This window comes from Novosphingobium sp. RL4, from assembly GCF_035658495.1.
Lineage (GTDB): Bacteria > Pseudomonadota > Alphaproteobacteria > Sphingomonadales > Sphingomonadaceae > Novosphingobium.
The window spans coordinates 1,921,734-1,938,496 of sequence record NZ_CP141944.1 but is presented as its reverse complement, the minus strand read 5'-3'; the positions used below and the strand labels follow the sequence as shown (position 1 = coordinate 1,938,496).

At 66.6% G+C, this 16,763-nt stretch carries 11 protein-coding genes and 1 tRNA gene; 10 read left to right on the top strand and 2 right to left on the bottom strand.

Features of this window, described 5'->3' with window-relative positions; all coding sequences use genetic code 11:
- Positions 1-27: 27 nt before the first annotated feature.
- The gene (gene uvrC / locus U9J33_RS09365; protein ID WP_054441501.1) at positions 28-1,971 is read right to left on the bottom strand and encodes an excinuclease ABC subunit UvrC; all 1,944 of its coding nucleotides are present in this window, start codon (positions 1,969-1,971) and stop codon (positions 28-30) included.
- A gap of 82 nt (positions 1,972-2,053) precedes the next feature.
- A complete protein-coding gene (locus tag U9J33_RS09360) occupies positions 2,054-4,525 on the bottom strand; it encodes a TonB-dependent receptor (protein WP_324694714.1) in 2,472 nt (823 codons plus the stop codon).
- A 308-nt stretch (positions 4,526-4,833) separates the two neighbouring features.
- On the opposite strand from U9J33_RS09360, the gene infA reads away from it, so the two are divergent.
- The 10 genes from infA (at position 4,834) to bcsD (ending at position 16,757) form a co-directional block, all read left to right on the top strand.
- Positions 4,834-5,079, top strand: a complete 246-nt coding sequence (infA, locus tag U9J33_RS09355) for a translation initiation factor IF-1 (RefSeq protein WP_054441495.1) — start codon at positions 4,834-4,836, stop codon at positions 5,077-5,079.
- Between the two features lie 106 nt (positions 5,080-5,185).
- Entirely contained in the window at positions 5,186-5,707 is a 522-nt protein-coding gene (locus U9J33_RS09350) for a Maf family protein (RefSeq protein WP_324699031.1), read from the top strand.
- Between the two features lie 20 nt (positions 5,708-5,727).
- Positions 5,728-6,702, top strand: coding sequence for a ribonuclease E/G (locus tag U9J33_RS09345; RefSeq protein WP_324694712.1), 975 nt, complete (start codon positions 5,728-5,730; stop codon positions 6,700-6,702).
- A complete protein-coding gene (locus U9J33_RS09340) occupies positions 6,699-6,866 on the top strand; it encodes a DNA gyrase inhibitor YacG (protein WP_082370555.1) in 168 nt (55 codons plus the stop codon). The genes U9J33_RS09345 and U9J33_RS09340 overlap by 4 nt, the downstream gene beginning before the upstream one ends.
- A 100-nt stretch (positions 6,867-6,966) precedes the next feature.
- A tRNA-Phe gene (locus tag U9J33_RS09335) sits at positions 6,967-7,042 on the top strand.
- A 257-nt stretch (positions 7,043-7,299) separates the two neighbouring features.
- Entirely contained in the window at positions 7,300-7,644 is a 345-nt protein-coding gene (locus U9J33_RS09330) for a hypothetical protein (protein WP_054441491.1), read from the top strand.
- On the top strand, positions 7,644-8,378 hold the full coding sequence (locus U9J33_RS09325) for a cellulose synthase operon protein YhjQ/BcsQ (RefSeq protein ID WP_054441489.1): 735 nt from the start codon (positions 7,644-7,646) through the stop codon (positions 8,376-8,378). Before U9J33_RS09330 ends, U9J33_RS09325 begins: the two co-directional genes overlap by 1 nt.
- A complete protein-coding gene (gene bcsA / locus U9J33_RS09320; RefSeq protein WP_324694707.1) occupies positions 8,375-12,832 on the top strand; it encodes a UDP-forming cellulose synthase catalytic subunit in 4,458 nt (1,485 codons plus the stop codon). The genes U9J33_RS09325 and bcsA overlap by 4 nt, the downstream gene beginning before the upstream one ends.
- Positions 12,829-16,299 carry a cellulose biosynthesis protein BcsC gene (locus U9J33_RS09315; RefSeq protein WP_324694705.1) on the top strand — a complete coding sequence of 1,157 codons (3,471 nt, stop codon included), beginning with the start codon at positions 12,829-12,831 and terminating at the stop codon, positions 16,297-16,299. Before bcsA ends, U9J33_RS09315 begins: the two co-directional genes overlap by 4 nt.
- On the top strand, positions 16,296-16,757 hold the full coding sequence (gene bcsD, locus U9J33_RS09310; RefSeq protein WP_185997567.1) for a cellulose biosynthesis protein BcsD: 462 nt from the start codon (positions 16,296-16,298) through the stop codon (positions 16,755-16,757). Before U9J33_RS09315 ends, bcsD begins: the two co-directional genes overlap by 4 nt.
- The last annotated feature ends 6 nt before the right edge of the window (positions 16,758-16,763 follow it).

Genomic DNA, 16,763 nt, shown 5'->3' with positions numbered 1-16,763 from the left:
GGGAGTCGGCCGTTCGTATGGAAGCGGTCAGCCGTTCGGATGGTAGAAATCGTAGATCGTCTGCGCGACCGCCGCGCTGACGCCGGGCGCGCGCTGGAGATCGGCAAGGCTGGCGGCACGCACTTTCCCGGCCGTGCCGAAGTGCAGCAGCAAGGCGCGCTTGCGGGCCGGGCCGATGCCGGGAATCTCGTCAAGCGGGCTGGCGGTGATCGCCCGGCTGCGCTTCGCCCGGTGCGCCCCGATGACGAAGCGGTGGACCTCATCGCGCAGACGCTGGAGATGGAACAGCAGCGGCGAATTGACCGGCAGCATCTTCTCGCGCCCGTCGGGGAAATGGAACACCTCGCGCCCCTCGCGCCCGTGGTTCGGCCCCTTGGCGATGGCGATGAGGTTTACGTCCTCGATGCCGAGTTCTTCCAGCGCGTCCTTCACCGCGCTCATCTGGCCTTTGCCGCCGTCGATCAGCACGAGGTCCGGCCAGGTGCCGCTCTCACGCTCGGGGTCTTCTTCCTGCACGCGGCCGAAGCGACGGGTCATGACCTCGCGCATCATCGCGAAATCGTCGTTCGACTGCGCCTCGCGGATATTGAACTTGCGGTACTGGCTGGTGAGGAAGCCCTCCGGCCCCGCCACTACCATCGCGCCGACAGCCTTGCTGCCCTGTATGTGCGAGTTGTCGTAGACTTCCACGCGCTGCGGCAGGTCCGGCAGTTCGAGGAATTCCGCCATCTCGCGCCAGATCTTCGCCTGGGAACCGCGCTCGGCCATGCGGCGGTCAAGCGCTTCCACGGCATTGCGCATCGCCTGTTCGATCAGGCGCCGCCGATTTCCGCGCTGGGGCACCGAAATCTCGACCTTGCCGCCCGCCAGTTCTCGGAACGCCTCGGCCATGAGTTCGGCCTCGGGCAATTCCCGGTCGACCAGGATCGTGCGCGAAGGCGGCACTTCCTCGTAGAACTGGGCAAGGAAGCTCTGGAACACCTCCTCTTCCGACAGCCCTTCGGTATGGGTCGGGAAGAAGGCGCGGTGGCCCCAGTTCTGGCCGCCGCGAATGAAGAAGGCCTGCACGCCGACTTGCCCGTTCTTGCAGGCCATCGCGAAGATATCGGCGCTGTCCATGCCCTCGGCATTGATCGCCTGGCTGCCCTGGATGAAGGTTGCCGCGCGCAGACGGTCTCGCAGCATCGCCGCGCGTTCGAAGTCCAGCGATTCCGCGGCTTCGGCCATCTGGCTCTCGATCTTCTTCTGCACCGCGCTCGATTTGCCGCCAAGGAAGTCCTTGGCCTCCTTCACGAGTTCGCCGTAGCCTGCCTCATCGATACGCCCCACGCAGGGGGCCGAGCAGCGCTTGATCTGGTAGAGCAGGCAGGGCCGGTCGCGCCGCGAGAAGAAGCTGTCGGTGCAGGAGCGCAGCAGGAACAGCTTCTGAAGCGCGTTGATCGTGGTGTTGACCGAACCGGCGCTGGCGAAGGGGCCGTAGTAATTGCCCTTCATCTTGCGCGCGCCCCGGTGCTTCATGATGCGCGGAAAGTCGTGATCGGCGCGCAGCAGGATGAAGGGGAACGACTTGTCGTCCCGCAGCAGCACGTTGTAGGCCGGGCGAAAGCGCTTGATCAGCTGCGCTTCGAGCAGCAGCGCCTCCGCCTCGGAATTGGTGGTGACGATGGTCATCGAACGCGTCTGGCTGACCATGCGCTGGAGCCGTCCGGGAAGGCGCTCCCACTGGGTATAGTTGGCCACCCGGTTCCTCAGCACCCGCGCCTTGCCCACGTAGAGCACGTCGCCGCGGGCATCCTGCATGCGGTAGACGCCGGGCTTGGCCGGGAGGGTCCGCACCGTCTCTCGGATGACCTCCACGCCGGCTTGCAGATCGGGCTGGTCCGAACCGCGCAGCGTGTCGCGCGCCCGCTCCTCGTTGAAGCGTTCGGTGCCATTGGGGTGTTCGGGAGTACCGGCAGGTGTTCGCGCCATGAGCGCCAGATAGAGATTGAAGCGCCGAAGGGGAAGCGGTCTCCTCCCCTCTTCCCGGATCAGGTCCGGGAAGAGGGGACGATCAGAACATCTTGCGCAAATCTATGCCGAGCACCCGGCCCTGCGGCTCGCGGTAGGCAGCCTGATAGGCGATAGGCACCAGGCCGTTCTGATCGGTGACCTTCTGCCGCGAATCGAGCAGGTTGTCCGCCGTCAGCGAAAGCCGCGCGCCCTTGAGGAAGGGCATCTTCGCCACGAGGGCCTCGTTCCTGCCGAGATCGGCGAACAGGCGCAGGTTCACGTCGAAAGTGCTGCCGAACCGCAAGTCGGAACTGGTCGGCGCGCCGCTGCCGTTGACATGCGTGGGCGCTTCCCATTCGGCCTTGAGGCGCAGGCCGTAGCCGTTCTTGAACAGACCGCCCTCGGCCTCGATCGCATGGCGCGGAACGCCGCCGGCCGTCAGCGCCTCGCCATTGAGCTGGTCGAGCGTCTCCACCCCGTCCGCGATCGTCACGCGGTCCGTGAAGCGCCAGGTATGATAGACGGAGATGTTCCAGCGACCGCCCTTCCCGCCGGGGCCTCCGGGCCCCATCATCGGCGGCCCGCCACGACCGCCCGGCGCCCCGCCGGGACGCGCACCGCCGCCGGAAGGAGGTACGCCCGGACCGCCCGGACCGCCCTGCCCGTTCTGGCTACCGAGATTGCCCGAGAGATTCAGCCCCCAGCGGATACGCGAACTGGTTTCCTCGTCGAACGTCACCGCGCGCCGGTCGACATAGGTCAGGTTGCCTGCCTCGTCACGCTGGACACGGCCCGGGAACGCCGCCTCCACGGCCGGCGTGAGCATCGGGAAAGCTTCGCTGACGTTCGAGGAGCGATTGTGGAAATACTCGACGAGCAGGTTCGAGCGCTCCATGAAGGGCAGCTCCCACGTCGCCGACATCTTGATGTCGCGCTGCTTTTCCTTGACGAGATCCTGGTTGCCGCCGGTCAGCACCGTCACCAGCGCGGTGGTGTTCCGCGTGAAATCGTAGACCGAGACATTGTAGGTGAGCACGTTCGGGGCGCCGAGCAATGCCAGCGTCGGCGCGGCCTCGTCGACGAGGTAGCTCGCCTGGAAGGTCAGCTTGCCGGTCGGCGACCAGGTGAGACCGGCGCTCCAGTCAGTGAGAGTGCCGAAGTCGGAAAGATGGTCAAGCCCGGCGCTGACATTCAGCGCAAGATCGCCGATCCCGCCCAGAAAATCGCCCTGGCTGGTGAGCGGAATCGCCAGGTTGACGCCTGCCGAAACGTCCCCGCGCGTGAGCTTGCTGCCGGTGCCGTTGATCGCCGTCGTCTCGCTCCGGACCTGGCTGAAGTCATACCCGCCCTTGAAGGTGAGGTTCGCATCCCCCGCCGGCATGCTGAAGGGCGTGCCGGAAAGCGTCGCGAGAGAGGACAGCCCGGTCGTGCGACTGCGCGCGACATCCACACCGGCGCCCGGCACGAAGGGCAAGGCGCCTGCTACGTCGAGACTGCCGGCCTCTGCCGCATCCTGCAATCCGGTCAGGTCCCGGCGCCGGTCGGTGCGGGTCTCGGCATCCGTATAGCTGCCGTCGCCGGTGATGTTGAACATCCACTGGCCTATCATGGCATTGTAGCCGAGCCCCGCCTCGAAAATGTCCGTCACCACCCGCGACGTCAGCGGATCGGGCAAGGCCCTGATCTCGCTGCTGCCGGAAGGCGACGTCAGCGTCACGGTATCCAGACCCGACAGCGAGGTGGTGACCGAGTGCGTGAATGTGCCGTTGGCCGTGATCGACCCGGCAAGGCCCTGTTCGCCAAGGCTCTGGGTCATCGTGCCGTTCGCTACGAATTCGCTGTCTGCCGCCGCGAGGCTGCGGTAGCGCGCCGGATCGGGATCGCCCGCCACGGTGGGCCGCGACGAATCCTCCTGCCGCACGTTCCGCTCGCTCTCGGTGAGCATCGAGGTATCGGTGTACTTGGCGTTGAAGTTGTACCGGCGCGGGCCGGCGATCTTCACGATGCCGCTTTCCAGTTCGTAATTGTCAAAGCCGCCGCGCGTCGGGCGATTGTATTCGCCGGCAACGGTCGTGGCGGAGAACTGGTCCTTGAGGATCATGTTCACGACGCGCTGGTTCGCCGGATAGCCGAAGCGCAGCGCCACTTCCTCGGGCAGCACTTCCATCTTGCGAATGGCTTCGGGCGGGATGTTGCGCATCTCGCGGAAACTGGTGATGCGCTGGCCGTTGACGAGGATCACCGGCGTGCCCGAACCGCGTCCACGCCCGCTGCCGGTCTGCGGCGAGATCGCGGCGATCAGGTCGCCGATCGAATCCGCCCCGTAAGCGGCGATGTCGTTCTCGTCGAAAGTGGCGATGGGCTGGTTGGGAACGTCGAGTTGCCCACGGATGCGCGGCGCGACGACGACGATGTCCCCGGTGCTGACCTCCAGCGGGTCTTCGTCCTTGTCTTCATCCTGAACCGCAGGCGCATCCTGTGCCGCCACGGGCACCGCCGCGCCGCTGCCAGCCAGCCCGGCGGCCGCGCTCACAGTCACCGGATTGGAAATCGTCTGCCCCATGGCAAGGGCCGGCAGGCATACGCCCGCAGCCAAAGGGATGAGATGCACGCACCGCAAGTCTACTCTCCGCCAAGAAATGAATTCCCCCGTCCCCACGGCGCTGATGCCGCGAGTGCGAAATGGCTTCAAGGCGCTGCGGGGTAACATTTTGTCGCAAGAACACCGGCATTCGTCGCAATGGGAGTTTGCAGGCGTGCCGCAGGCGAGGCTTCCATTTTTGGCGCGTCATGGGTATGCCGCGCGCGATGTTGCAGCAAGCTTACGGGTAATGATCGCCAATGGCGAAAGAAGAACTCCTCGAAATGCGCGGCCGGGTCGTAGAACTCCTGCCTAATGCGATGTTCCGCGTGGAGCTGGAAAACGGCCACGAAGTCCTTGGCCACACCGCCGGAAAAATGCGCAAGAACCGCATCCGCGTGCTGGTCGGTGACGAAGTTCTCGTCGAGCTCACCCCCTACGACCTTACCAAGGGTCGCATCACCTACCGTTTCATGCCAGGTCGCGGTGGCCCCGGTCAGTACTGAAACCGTGTCCCCGCCGGGTGACCCCATCGCTTCGCAGGACGCTTGCCCCGCCCCGCGAGACCTTCGACTCATTCTTGCCTCGGCCAGCCCGCGCCGCCGCGAATTGATCGGCCGGCTCGGCATCGTGCCTCACGCCGTCATGGCCGCCGATATCGACGAGACCGCCCACGCGCGGGAGATTCCCCGCGAGTATGCCCGCCGCATGGCGCGTGAAAAGGCCCTCACGGTGAACGCCGGAGACGCCCACGTCCTTGCCGGAGACACCGTGGTTGCCTGCGGCCGCCGCATCCTGCCCAAGGCCGAGGACGAAACAACCGCGCGCGCCTGTCTGGCGCTGCTGTCCGGCCGCCGCCACCGCGTGCTCTCCGCAATCGCGCTGAAGTCTCCCGAAGGCTTGCTGCGCGAACGGCTGTCCGAAACGATCGTGCACTTCAAGTCGCTCACCGCCGAAGAGATAGACAGCTACATCGCCGGCGGTGAATGGGACGGCAAGGCGGGCGGCTATGCCATCCAGGGCAGTGCAGAGGGTCTCATCACCTCGATCTCCGGCAGCCATTCCGGCGTGGTCGGCCTCCCCCTCTACGAGACCCGCGCCCTCCTCAGGGCGGCGGGCTTCGCACTTGCCTGAGATTTCCGCAGAAATGCCCGATGCCTGAGTGGCTGGTCGAGGACGGGATCGGCGAAAGCCGCGCGATCCTCGTTGATGGCGGCGAAGTGCTCTCGGCCCGCTTGCAGTGGTACGGAAGCCTCGTCGCCGGGGAAGTGGCGGACGCCGTGCTCATCGCCCGCGCGAAAGGGGCGACGCGCGGAACCCTGCGCTTCCCCTCGGGCGAGGAAGCGCTGGTAGATGGACTGCCCGCCCAGGCCAGCGAAGGTGCCCCGGTGCGCGCGATCGTCACCCGTGCCACCATGGCCGAATCCGGCCGCCTCAAACGGGCCCAGGCGAAAATCACCGATCTCGCGCCCCGCCCTGCCCCCACGCTCGCCGATTCGCTTCGCGGAACCGGCTTTCCCGTGCGCAAGCTCAGGCAGTTCCCGGATGACCCCTGGCCCGAACTGGCGGGCGAGGCGCTCGACGGCGAACTGACTTTCGATGGCGGGGCGATTCTCGTGATCCCGACCCCGGCGATGACGCTGATCGACATCGACGGCGCCCTTGCCCCCCGCGCGCTCGCGCTGGCGGCAGTCCCCGCAATCGCCCGCGCCGTGAGCCAGTTCGACCTGGGCGGATCGATCGGCATCGATTTCCCGTCGCTGGAGCGCAAGGACGACCGCCGCGCCGTGGACGCGGCGCTGGCGCAGGCGCTGGACCATTGGCCGCACCAGTCCACGGCGATGAACGGCTTCGGTTTCGTCCAGCTTGTCGCACGGCTGGAACGCCCCTCGATTCTCCACCGGCTGCGCCACGATCGCGCAGGCGCCTGCGCAAGGCTCCTGCTGCGGCAGGCGGAGCGCGTCCAGGAACCCGGCACGCTGCTGCTCAGCGCCCACCCCCGCGTGCGTGCGCAAGTCCCAGCGGAATGGGAAGCCGAGCTTGCCCGACGCACCGGGCGCACCCTGCGCTGGCATGAGGATACCGGCCTTGCGCTGACGGGCGGATTCGCGCAGGCGGTCTCGTCATGACCCTGAGCAATCGCAAATGCCCGATCTGCGGCAAGCCGCGCGTGGCTGAACACACCCCCTTCTGTTCGAAGCGCTGCCGCGACCGCGACCTTCTCCAGTGGCTTGAGGACGGTTACGCCCTGCCCGGACCGGCCGCCCCGCAAAACTATCCACAGGACGATTGAAATCATCTCGTCATTTTAGGGTTGCCAAGCAGATCGCGCTTCGCCATAGGCCCGCCACCGACAACGAGACGGTCGCTTCGGCGGCCACTCTAGCAGAGATGCCCGGGTAGCTCAGTTGGTAGAGCACATGACTGAAAATCATGGTGTCGGCGGTTCGATCCCGTCCCCGGGCACCACTCTTCGAAAGAAGGGTGGTGCCTTTTTCTTTGCCCCGCTCCCTTGCGAATCCCTCCGGAAAGACGTGCCTGGATAAGTGGGAGGATAACGCCTTGCTGCGTTACCTTGTGAACACGCCGGGCAGTATCTCTGCGAAAAAACCGCCCGAAGCCGCGAAAAATCCGCAAAAACGGGGTTTTTCAGCAGGGTCCTGTACGTATAAACACGATATTAACCATTAGTTGTCAGTTCTCTCCGGGCAACAACGGGGATTGCCATGCGCATTGATGCCAGGAACCTGCTGGACCGACTGGGCCGCAACGAGTTCGCCTACAAGGAATTCGAGGATCGTTTCACCGACCTTGAGCTCTGGCCCATTCTCGAAGCGCTGCTGCGTGATCCGCGCCTCCAGACGCTCGACCAGACGGTGCCCGAAACCCCCGCGGTCGAAACCGCCGAGGCCGGGATCGAGCTGGCCGCCGAGCCGCTCAAGAATCTTTTCAGCCGCTACGAACAGACCGCTTCACCATCGATTGCAAAAGCAGTTGTTGAAGAACCCGTTCGCGATGTACGAGCAATGCTGCGCCATCTGTCGGACCTTGGCGCCCGGGGGGAAATCTGATGCCGATGATCGTCTGCCACGGTCCCAAGGGGGGCGCCGGGAATACTTTCGTGGCCGCGCACCTGGCGATGGGCCTTTCCGCCCAGGGTGCCGAAGTCACGGTGCTGACGCTGGCCCCGCGCGATTCGATGCCGCTGCACTTCGGCCTCTCGCCCGCAACCTCTCTGCCCGCCCTCACCGCGCCGGCTGACGAAGCCGTTCTCGTCGGCGGGATCAACCTGCGCAGCTGGCGCCGGGCTTCCGAAGACCTGGACTTCGTGCCGATGCTGGGCGATCTCGGATATCTCCAGCCCGGCAAGGACCGCGTACTGGTGGTGGACGTGCCCTCGGGCGATACCCGCGTGGCGCGCCGGCTGATCGAACATGCCTGCGCCCATGTCTGCACGATCAATGCCCAGCCCGATACGCTGGCGATGCTGCCGCAGGTCTTCGGGGAAGCCGGCGTCGAAGGTCTTGCCCGCACCGCCTTCGTCATCAACGCCCTCGACGAGACGCGCCGCCTCGGCCGCCACGGCGCGGCGTTCATCCGCGAACTGGCCGGACCGCGGCTGATCGGCCGCATCCGCCTCGACGAAGCGGTGCCGGAAGCCATGGCCATGCTGCAGCCGCTGAGCCGTTATGCCCCCGCCAGCGTCGCGCTCACCGATGCCCAGCAGATCGCCGAAGCCGTGACGCCCTCGCTCGAATCGACTTCGCGCGCATGGATCGCCCCTGCCGAGAGCCGCGCCGCATGATCCAGAAGCTCGTTTCGCACCGCGCCATACCTTACCTTGCGATCCTGCCGATCGCGCTGATCGCCGCCATGGTGATCGGCGTACCGCTCGACAACAACGCGCAATGGGTGTTCGCGGGCGTCACGATCTTCGGGACCCTGATCCTCAAGCGCTGGCCCGGCCGCAAGGGCTCGCTGGCGCTCGGCCTGCTCGCGGTGCTGATGTCCACGCGTTACATGTTCTGGCGCACGACGCAGACGCTGGCCTTCGGCACCTTGCCCGAATTCCTGTTCGGCACCGGCCTCTACCTCGCCGAACTCTACGCCTGGGTGATCCTGATCCTCGGCTTCATCCAGACGAGCTGGCCGCTTGACCGGCCAGTCATCGAACCGAAGGGCGAACCCGAGACCTGGCCCACGGTCGACATCTACATTCCGACCTACAACGAAAGCCTCGACATCGTGCGCAACACGGTGTTCGCGGCGATGGATCTCGACTATCCGGTCGACCGGTACCGCATCTTCATTCTCGACGATGGAAAGCGCGCGGAATTCCGCGCTTTCGCCAAGGAAGCGGGATGCGGCTACCTCACCCGCGACAACAACCTGCACGCCAAGGCGGGCAACCTCAACGCGGCCATGAAGAAGACCGACGGCGAACTGATCGCCATCTTCGACTGCGACCACGTTCCCACCCGCGCCTTCCTCCAGCTCACCGTCGGCTGGTTCCAGACCGACCCCCGCCTCGCCCTGCTGCAGACGCCGCACCACATGTATTCGCCCGATCCGGTGCAGCGTAACCTCGCCTCCACCATGGGCGACATGCCCGGCGAGGGCGACCTGTTCTACGGCCCGGTGCAGGGCGGCAACGACTTGTGGAACGCCACCTTCTTCTGCGGTTCCTGCGCGATCATCCGCCGCGAGGCGCTGGAGGAAACCAACGGTTTCGCGGGCGAAACCGTTACCGAGGACGCCCATACCGCGCTCAAGCTCCAGCGCACCGGATGGAACACCGCCTATATCAGCGCGCGCCTGTCCGCCGGGCTTGCCACCGAGCGCCTCGTCCTTCACGTCGGCCAGCGCATCCGCTGGGCGCGCGGCATGACGCAGATCCTGCGCATCGACTGCCCCCTGCTCGGCCGCGGCCTGACCTGGCAGCAGCGCCTCTGCTACCTGAACGCCATGCTGCACTTCCAGTACCCGCTGCCGCGCATCGCCTTCCTGACCAGTCCGCTCGCCTATCTGATCTTCGGCCAGAACATCATCCAGGCCTCGGCCTCGCTCATCTTCGCTTATGCGATGCCGCACCTGTTCTGCTCCTCCGTGGCGAACGAGCGCACGCAAGGCGGCGATCGCCGGCCGTTCTGGGGCGAAGTCTACGAAACCATTCTCGCCTTCCATCTCGTCAAGCCGACGCTGATGACCTGGATCCAGCCGCGCAAGGGCAAGTTCAACGTGACCGACAAGGGCTCCCTGCTGGACAAGACCTATTTCGACTGGGCGATCGTGCGGCCGCACCTGATCTGCATCGGCCTGCTCGTGGGCGGCATCCTGCTGGCCGTCGTGAAATGGGCGTTCTTCCCTTACATGTTCAACATCCAGACCGATACGCTGGTGCTGAACTGCGCCTGGGCGACCTTCAGCCTCATCATCCTGCTGGCCGCCGTATCGGTGGCGCGCGAAACCCGGCAGGCCCGCCAGGACATCCGCATCCCGGTTCCCCTGCCGGTGACCGCCTATCTCGATTCCGGTCACGTCCTTTCGGCCACCACGATCGACATCTCGATGGGCGGCGCTGCCCTTGCGCTGCCGGCAGAGCTTCCCGTTCGCGACGTGAATGTCAGCCATATCACTCTGGCGATGGGCGACGAAGTGCTGTCGATCCCGGTGGAAACCGTGCGTTCCAATGGCAGCAATGCCTACGTTCGCTTCGAAAAGCTGGACATGCTGGCCGGACGCCACCTCGTGCGCGCGGTCATGGGCCGCGCAGACGCCTGGCAGCCCACCGGCCCTCATGCCCAGGTCAGCGGCCTGCGATCTCTGGCTGACATCATCCTTGTCGACATGGTAACGATCAAGCGCATGTTGCGTCTCAATTTTTCCGAACGTCGGGCCATGGCCGCGATCGCCGCCCGCACCCCTCCCGCGCCAGCCGAAAAGCCAGCGAAGAAGGAAGCGAAGAACCGTTCGCTCGTCCCGCTCGCCAAGGCCGCGGCAGTGGCAGGCGCGCTGGCGCTCGGCGTGGCGACGATCGTGCTGGGCAGCAGGGAAGTCCACGCGGCTCCCGTCGCCAATGCCGCAGTCACAGCCGCTCCCGCGTCCGGCGCGGATGCCGTTGACGCCCCCCGGGGCGGCATCGGCGAACGCCTTACGCTCAAGGACATGCGAATCACCCGTCCGATTCGCCTGCTCGGCACGCAGGGTGAAATCGGCATCCCCTTCGGCATGCGTCAGGACCGCATCGTCACCTCGGCGGTCCTGACCCTGCAGATGGCCTGGTCGCCGATGATGCTCGACGACATGACTCACCTCGTGGTGATCGTGAACGGGGAAGTCGTGCAGACCCTGCCGCTCACCCGCGCCGATTCCGGTGGTCAGGTACTGCGCATTCCGGTCAACGCGGCGCTTCTGCTGCCAGGCGACAACCAGCTGAACCTGCGCCTCGTCGGCCATTATGCCCGGGACTGCGAAGATCCGTTCAACTCGGTGCTCTGGGCCAATATCAGCAACACCCGCTCGTGGCTCGATCTCGAGTACCAGCCGCTGACGTTCCAGCCGGACCTGTCGCGCCTGCCTCTGCCCTTCTTTGACAAGGGCCAGAACGTGCCGCTGCGCATGCCCTTCGTATTCGCCGGGCAGCCGCACAAGGGTGAACTGGAAGCGGCGGCGGCAACCGCCTCTTGGCTCGGTTCGCTGGCCTCCTATCGCGGGTTCTCGTTCAAGCCGGTCTTCGGCGCGCTGCCCAGGGGCAATGCCGTGGTCTTCCTCAAGGCCGGCCAGTCGATCCCCGGCCTCGACATCGCCGCCCCCACCGGCCCCACCGCGATGGCCTTGCGCAACCCCGCCGATCCCAACGGAACCCTGCTGGTCCTCACCGGCCGCAACGACGCCGACCTGCGCGTGGCAGCAGGCGCCGTGGCGCTCGGACGCGGCGTGTTCGGCGGCCAGCGCATGTCCTTCGACGGCGTGCGTATCCCCGCCTGGCCGCGCTACGGCGCCCTGCGCTGGATTTCGACGGACAAGCCGGTGCAACTCGGCAAGATCATGCCCGCCTATGCTCTTCAGGGCATGGGCTTCCGCCCCGGCGCGCTGAGTGCCAGCTTCCGCGTCGCGCCAGATCTGTTCTTCTGGCCCCGCGAAGGCGGCCGCCTGAACCTGGGCTATCGCTATCCGGTGGCCCAGTGGCTGGACCAGCGGGCCTCGCGCCTCGATGTCTCGCTGAACGGCCAGTACCTCAAGACGCTGCCGCTCAGCTCCACCTGGTGGGGCAACCTGTTCGGTTCTTCCGGTGCGAAGAACCAGGATTCCACCGCCACGGTCGTGCTGCCGCGCTATAACCTGTTCGGCCAGAACGAGCTGACGCTCGACTACAACCTGATCATCGCCGACAAGAAGAAGTGCACCGGCACCCTTCCCGAGAACGTGCGCACCTCGATCGACCCCACCAGCACGATCGACCTGACCTCGGCCTATCACGCCATCATGATGCCCGACCTTGCGACATTCGCTGGCGCCGGCTTCCCGTTCACGGCGGCACCGGACCTTGCCGAGACGACCGTCCTGATGGCGGCGAACCCGTCGTCCGCCTCGGTCGAGGCCTTCCTGAACCTGATGGGCCGATTCGGCGATTCCACCGGCGTTCCGGTCACCGGCATCACCGTGACATCCTCGGTCGATCCGGGCGATCTGCAGGACCAGGACGTGCTCGTGGTCGGCGGCGTCGAACTCGCCTCTGCCGGCTCTCTCTTCGAGAAGTCGCCGGTGCGCTACGTGAACGGCCACCTCGAAGTCACCGAACGTTCGCCGCTCCAGTATGCCACCTCGTTCTTCGGCGGCACCGAGCACGACGATCCGATGGCCGCCGCGCCGCTGGTCTACAACGCACGCGGGTTCTCCGGCATCGTCAGCTTCCGTTCGCCGTTCTCCTCGGACCGCACCGTCGTTGCCCTGATGGCCGACAATGCCGCTGCCCTGCCCGCGCTCGTGGACGGCATGTCGGACGTGAAGATCAACGCCGCCATCCAGGGCGACCTCGCGGTCACCAAGGGCGACGGCATGACAAGCTTCGCCATCGGCGACCGCTACTGGGTCGGCTCGCTGCCGGTCTGGATGAAGCTGGCCTACTGGTTCAGCCAGCGTCCGATGCTGATGGGCCTGTTCTCGCTCCTGCTCGCGGCGATCCTCGCCGGTCCGACCTACCTGTACTTCCGTCGCCAGGCGCAGCGCCGCCTCGGCAACCAGGACGAAACCGCATGACTTCCGCGATGACGACCCGCCTGCGCCTCGTCGCGCTCGCCCTGCTCTTGTCGACGGCGACGACGGGTATCTCCCACGCACAGGCGGCGGGCGTCGATGCGCTGCTGCAGCAGGCGAAGTACTGGCGCTCGAAGGGCCGCGAAGACCTTGCCCAGCAGGCCCTGCGCCGCGCCAAGGCGCTTGATCCCGGCAGTGCGGCGGTGTCTCAGGCGATGAACGCCGCCCCTGCCCCGGCGCCCAGGCCGGCTCCCAAGCCTGCGGCCAGAACCGCCACGGCAACAAAGCCCGCGCCCGTGCGCTCCCAGGCTCCCGCACAGAGCCAGCCCGCGCGGGTCGCGGCCGCACCGGCGCGCAGTGCTCCGGCGCCCACCACTTCCGCAAATCGCGCCGGTCAGGCCCGCGTCGCCGGTTTCGACGCGCTGGAAGACGGCAACCTTGCGTCCGCCGCCAACCAGTTCCAGCGCGCCCTGTCCGTCAATTCGCGCGATCCCGACGCGCTGGGCGGCCTCGGACTCGTTCGCCTGCGCGAAAGCCAGTTCGCCGAGGCCGCAAACCTGCTCGAACAGGCATCGCGCTACGGCAAGGCAAGCCAGTGGGCCGAAGGGCTTTCCTCCGCCCGCTTCTTCGCCGGCATGGCCGATGCCCGCAACTTCGTGGCCCAGGGCCGTCTTGCCGATGCGCAATCCGTCGCCGAGGGACTGATCCGCTCGGGCTACAAGGAACCGGCACCCGCTCTCGAACTGCTGGCGGACGTTTACGAGAAGCAGGGCCGCTACGCCGATGCCGCCGACCTCTACCGGCAGGCCAGCCAGGGCGGCGGCTCGGACGACAGGCGTCTCCAGATGCGCGCCGCCCGCGGCCGCGCACTTGCCGCTGCCGCAAACGGCGATGACATGGGCGCCACCCGCGAATTCCAGAACGGCCTCGTGCTCGACCCGGAAGATCCGTGGATCCGCTACGAATTCGCCGAATTCCAGATCAAGCGCGGCCGCATTCCCGAAGCGGAATCGCTGCTCCGCTCGCTGGTCAACAAGGGGCAGCCGGACGCGCTTTACGCCGCGGCCCTCATCAATGCCGACCTCGGCCGCTCGACCGAGGCCGCCCGCCTGATCGACATGATCCCCGAAACGCAGCGCACCGCGCCGATGCGCAGCTTCGCGATCGGCGTGAAAACAGACAGCGCGATCGCCCGCGCCAAGGCGATGGCCGCGCAGGGCCAGCAGGCACAGGCCCTCGCCTCGCTGCGCCAGCTTGGAGCGATGAACGCTGTCCCGGTCGGCAAGCAGGCAGCGATCGCCAATGCGCTCTACGATCTGGGCGATGCGCAAGGCGCAGCCTCGGTCGCGGAAAACGCGATGCAGGGGCAGGTCTCCGGCATCGACGATTACGAGGGGCTCATCGGCGTGCTCGCCCGTGTCGGGCGTGACGATCTGGCGCAGCAGGCGCTGCAACGCGCGAGCACGCTGGCCGGCAGCTCGGCCGAAGGGCAGCAGGCCTATGGCCGGATGAACGCCGCGCTGCTGGTCAGCCAGGCCGACCGTTCGCGTCAGGCCGGCCGCTTTGCCGAAGCATTCGATGTCCTGCAAAGCGCCTACAGCGCCGCGCCGGACAACATGGAAGTCCTCGCCGGGCTCGCCCGCCTTTACCAGAGCGGCCAGATGCCCGCCCGCGCCGCGCAGACCTGGCAGCTCGTCCTGGCCCGCAAGCCGGGCGACAAGGAAGCGCTGCTGGGCCTCGCCGACACGGCGCAGGCGGCCGGTGACGGCGATCTTTCGCGCCGCGCCCAGAACGACGTGCTCCGCGCTTTCCCGCAGGACTACCAGGTTCGCCTCTCGCTCGCCAATGTCGAGCGTGCCCGCGGGAACGACCGCGCCGCCATGAGCATGCTCAAGGACGCGCGCAATCTCTATGCGCGCAGTCAGGGCGGAACCTCGATCGACGGCCTGGCCGGCGGCAATCCGTTCGCGGCGATGACCCCGGCCGGCGGTTCCAATCCCTTCCGGGACAGGGCGCCGATCGCACCCCAGCAGGTCAATCCCTTCGCTCTCGGCGGCGGCACCCGCCTTCCCGCGGCCCAGACCAGCTACGGCGCTGCCGGAGCGCCTGCCGCTTACGGCGCACCTGCTGCCTACGGCGCTTCAACCGGTTACGCCGCCGCTCCAAGCTATGGCAGCGCGCCAGGCTACGGCAGCACGGCGAACTACGGCAGCGCTGCCATGGCCGCGCCCTCGGCGCCATACCCCGTCACCGGCGGTTACGGCGATGCCGGGATGGACGCGCCCACCACGACCTATTCCGCCGATCCGGTCATGGCGCAGATCCAGTCCCAGATCGCCTCGCTGGCGCAGGATTCCGGCCCCCGCGTCGATGTGGAGACCGGTTATCGCCAGCGTTCGGGTGAAAAGGGCCTGAGCCAGCTCGATGAGATCAAGGGTTCGGCCCGTTTCTCCACCGACGCACCCGGCGGCCGCTTCTACGCCAAGGCGGAAGCCTCCGTCATCGATGCCGGAACCCCCAACCGCTCGGGACAGGCCCGTTTCGGCCGGAACGCCACGATCGAGGCCCAGGCCATTGTCGACGAAGTGCCCTCGGTCTTCCCGACGACCGAAACGCAGAATGCCTCCGGCGTGGCCTTTTCGGCCGGTTACGAGAGCGACAGCGTCCAGGTCGAGGGCGGTACCACGCCGGTCGGCATGGGCAAGACCAAGCCGACCTTCCGCGCGGCGGTCTCCCCGAAAGTCGGCGAGGCGCTTCGCCTGACCGCCTTTGCAGAGCACAAGCCGGTGACGGACAGCATCGTCTCCTACGCCGGCACCCGCGATCCGGTTACGGGCGAGCGCTGGGGTCAGGTCATGCGCACGGCAGGCGGCGCGGGCATGTCCTACGACCATGAGGGCAGCGGTGTTTACGCAGAGGGCCGCTATTACCGCTTCCGCGGCACCAATGTCGCCCGCAACGACGGTTTCGAGGCGAATGTCGGTGGCTATCTGCGCGCCTATCGCGGCCAGCACTCGGCGCTCACCGTCGGCCTCAACGTGAATTACCAGGGCTACGACAAGAGCCAGAACTACTTCACGTTCGGACACGGCGGCTATTTCAGCCCGCAGACCTTCATCAGCGTCGGCTTCCCGGTGAACTACACCATGGAAGACGACCGGATCGACCTGCGAGCCTCGTTCACGCCCGGTTTCCAGAGCTACAGCCAGGATCAGACGGCGCTCTACCCGCTCGATCCCACGCTTCAGGCCCAGCTTGACGCGCTCAAGGCCGAAAACAACGACGTGCGTTCGTATTATGACAGCATCAGCAAGACCGGCTTCGCGCTGTCGAGCGATGTCTCGCTGTACTACAAGATCAGTCCGACGACCCGCATCGGCGGCGAGGCGAGTTACAATACCTTCGGATCTTATGACGAGTTCCGGAGCTTATTGGGCGTGAGACAGAATTTCGGGAGCACCGGCCGATGAAATTGCAGGCATTTCCCTCGCCCAAGCAGGAGGGCGAACAGATCGGCGCCGGCGGCCTCGCGCTGTTCGCCGCGATGGCTGCGGCCGAAGTGTGCGAAGGCGCGCCCACCGCTCAGGCACGCGGGTTCTTCGCCGCGATCGGCAAGCGCATGGCCGTGCTCGAACCGCTCGAAGGCGTCAGCGACGCAGCCGTGCTCTGCGCCCGCATCAACGGCTTCTGGCAGGATCTCGGCTGGGGCGAGGTCGAACTCGCCGTGGGGGACGATGCGATCGTGGTCCATCATCGCAACCTTCCCAAATCGATCACCCCCGATCCGCAAGGCCATTGGGGCACGATGATGCTCGGACTGCTCGAAGGCGCCTACGACGGATGGTTCCGGGTCCTGGGCAGCGGCCCCGCCCTGCACACGACGGCCCGCTGGCAGGGTGACGTCGTCGAACTCCGGCACGGCCGCTGAACGGTA